Origin of the sequence: Sphingomonas sp. (genome assembly GCF_048594985.1) — a bacterium.
In the GTDB taxonomy this organism is placed as follows: domain Bacteria; phylum Pseudomonadota; class Alphaproteobacteria; order Sphingomonadales; family Sphingomonadaceae; genus Sphingomonas_I.
This window is the reverse complement of the sequence record NZ_JBMDXG010000298.1, coordinates 1-2,551: the sequence shown is the minus strand read 5'-3', so window position 1 is coordinate 2,551 and position 2,551 is coordinate 1. Positions and strand designations below refer to the sequence as shown.

Sequence of the window (2,551 nt, the reverse complement as noted above, 5' to 3'; positions counted from 1 at the left end):
AAGAGAAGGAAAACCTTGCTTTTCATCGTTACTCTCCGAGTCGTTTGCATGTTTGTTAACATATGATGAAACGAAGCCGCTTTATTTGAAGTCAGTACAGATTATTTAATGCCGCAGTGCCGCCCTGGCCTGGCGGATCCGTCGGGTCACGCATCAGCCAGCTATGGTTTTCGACGATGGTGGAGGGCACTGGGCGCCCGTCCTCATCGCGCGCCGGATCGAAGCGGAAGCGTCGCTCGATCAAGCGGCAGGTGGTTTCGTCCAGCGCCACATTGCCGCTGGACGCCGTGACGCGACAGTCGCTCACCCGGCCATCGATGTTGACACGGTAGCGGACCGATACCGTTCCCCCGATACCCGCCTCCCCCGCCTGGCGCGGATAATCCGAATCCTTCAGCCGCCCGCCCCGCCAGCGTGGTGGACGATCGCGCCCCATGCCGTCGCCACCGCCCCACCCACCACGACCGCCCCCGCCGAGCCCGTGCCCCGCCCCGCCGGCGCCCGTGCCCGGCCCGTCGCGCTCTGCCGCCCCTGCGCGCGCGTCGGCCGCGTTCGAAGGGATGGGTGCTGCGAGGATCGGTATGGGGCGCGGCACCTCTACCAGCGGCGGCGGCGCGACGAGCGGCCTGGGCGTCGCCCGCAGCGCGGCAGGCGCAGGCGCGTCGCGCGGCCGCCCGCCGGACGAGGGACGCGATGGTGGCCGCGCTGGCGGAGTCGGTTGCACGACATCGATCGCGATCAGTCGGCCAGCCGGCTCCTGCAGACCCTGCCGGGGAGCGCCGGGTCCGCCGAGCAGCATCCAGATCATCAGTGCCTGGACCAGCCCCGCCCCCAGCGCGGAAACCGCGCGGTTCACTCGCCGGGAAGACGCCGCCTGCATATCGCGAAGATAAGCGTGCCGCGCAGCACCGCCAGATCAGCGGACGAAGCGCGCGGCCAGTTCGACATGGGTCGACCAGCGGAACTGCCCGACCGGGCGGATCCAGTCGATCCACCAGCCGCCGTCCAGCAAGGTCCGCGCATCGCGCGCGAACGTCGCGGGATTGCACGAGACATAGGCGATCACGCCGGTCCTCGCCGCCGCCAGCGCGGGGGCCTGCTCCTTGGCGCCCGCGCGCGGGGGATCGAGCACGATCGCCTCGAACCGGCCCAGTTCCTCGCCTGACAGCGGGCGGCGAAACAGGTCGCGATGCTCGACCAGCAGCGACCGCCCCGCCCGGTTGGCGGCGCTACGCAACGCCAGCGCCGGATCGCGCGCACCCTCCACCGCCAGCACGCGCGCCTTGGCCGCCAGCGGCAGCGCGAAGGTGCCCAGCCCCGCAAACAGGTCCGCGACCGTTGCCGCATCCCCCACCGCCTCGACCGCCGCCTCACGCAGCGCGCCCTCCCCTTCGACCGTTGCCTGAAGGAAGGCGGCCGGCGGCAGCGCGACGGGCACGCCGCCGAGCGTGATCGTGACCGGCTCCGGCTCCCAGCGCGGCTCGCTGCCATAACCTTCGTCGATCGCCAGTCGCGCAAGGCCATGCGCCTGCGCGAAGCCGACCAGCGCCTCGTGCGCCGCCAGCCCTTCGGGGCTCACGCCTTCCAGCGCCACGTCGACGCCCTGATCGGCGAGCGTCATCGCGATCGTCGCCTGCCGCCGCTCCTTGATCCACGGGCCGATCAGCGCGCGCAATGGCGCCACCAGCGCGAACAGTTCGGGCCGCAGTATATGGCATTCGGCCATGTCGACGATGCGATGGCTCTGCCCCTCGTTGAACCCGATCACCACCCGCCGGCCGATCCGCTCGGCGCGCAACGTCGCGCGGCGGCGGCTATGCGGAGGCGAGAGATGCGGCGGCCGCAACGTCGGCGCCTCGATCCCCTGCGCCGCCAGCGCGCCCACGACCCGCCCGGTCAGGAATTCGGCATAGGCCACGTCGTCGACATGCTGGAGCTGGCATCCGCCGCAGCGCGGGAAATGGCGGCAGGGCGGCATCGCGTGATGCGGTCCGGGGCGGACCGTCCCGTCGATCTCCGCCACGTCACCCGGCGCGGCGAGCGCGACATGCCGCCCGTCGGCGGTCACGCCCTCGCCGCGCGCGGCGATCCGGACGATCGTCCCCGCGCTCACAGACACGCCGCCAGCGCGGCGGGCAGATGCCCGATCAGGTCGTCCGCGATCAGCGCGGGGCCGGCCAGCCGCGCCGCCTGCGTATGCAGCCACACCCCCGCCTTCGTCGCCGTGAACGGATCGAGCCCGCCCGCCAGCATCGCACCGACGATGCCGGACAGGACGTCGCCCGTACCCGCGCTCGCGAGCCATGCGGGCGCGAGCGGAGCGATCGCGGCGCGTCCGTCGGGATGCGCCACGATGCTGTCCGCGCCTTTCAGAAGCACGATCGCCCCGCTCGATTTCGCCGCCGCGCGCGCCTGCGTCAGCCGGTCGGCGCCATCGTCCCCGAACAGGCGCGTGAACTCGCCCCAGTGCGGCGTCAGCACATGCCCGCGCAGCCGATCGTGCCGCACCCGGCCGATCAGCGTCAGCGCGTCCGCGTCGATCACCAGCGGC

The 2,551-nt window shown here is 71.9% G+C and carries 3 protein-coding genes; all 3 read right to left on the bottom strand.

From position 1 onward, the window contains the following. Positions 1 to 91: 91 nt before the first annotated feature. Complete coding sequence (locus ACOJSF_RS12215) at positions 92 to 856, bottom strand: energy transducer TonB (protein WP_420142474.1); 765 nt, start codon at positions 854 to 856, stop codon at positions 92 to 94. A 60-nt stretch (positions 857 to 916) separates the two neighbouring features. After that, positions 917 to 2,113 carry a class I SAM-dependent RNA methyltransferase gene (locus ACOJSF_RS12210; RefSeq protein WP_420142473.1) on the bottom strand — a complete coding sequence of 399 codons (1,197 nt, stop codon included), beginning with the start codon at positions 2,111 to 2,113 and terminating at the stop codon, positions 917 to 919. After that, positions 2,110 to 2,551: ADP-dependent NAD(P)H-hydrate dehydratase (locus ACOJSF_RS12205; RefSeq protein WP_420142472.1), on the bottom strand; the 442-nt coding region annotated here is incomplete at its 5' end. The genes ACOJSF_RS12210 and ACOJSF_RS12205, both read right to left, overlap by 4 nt.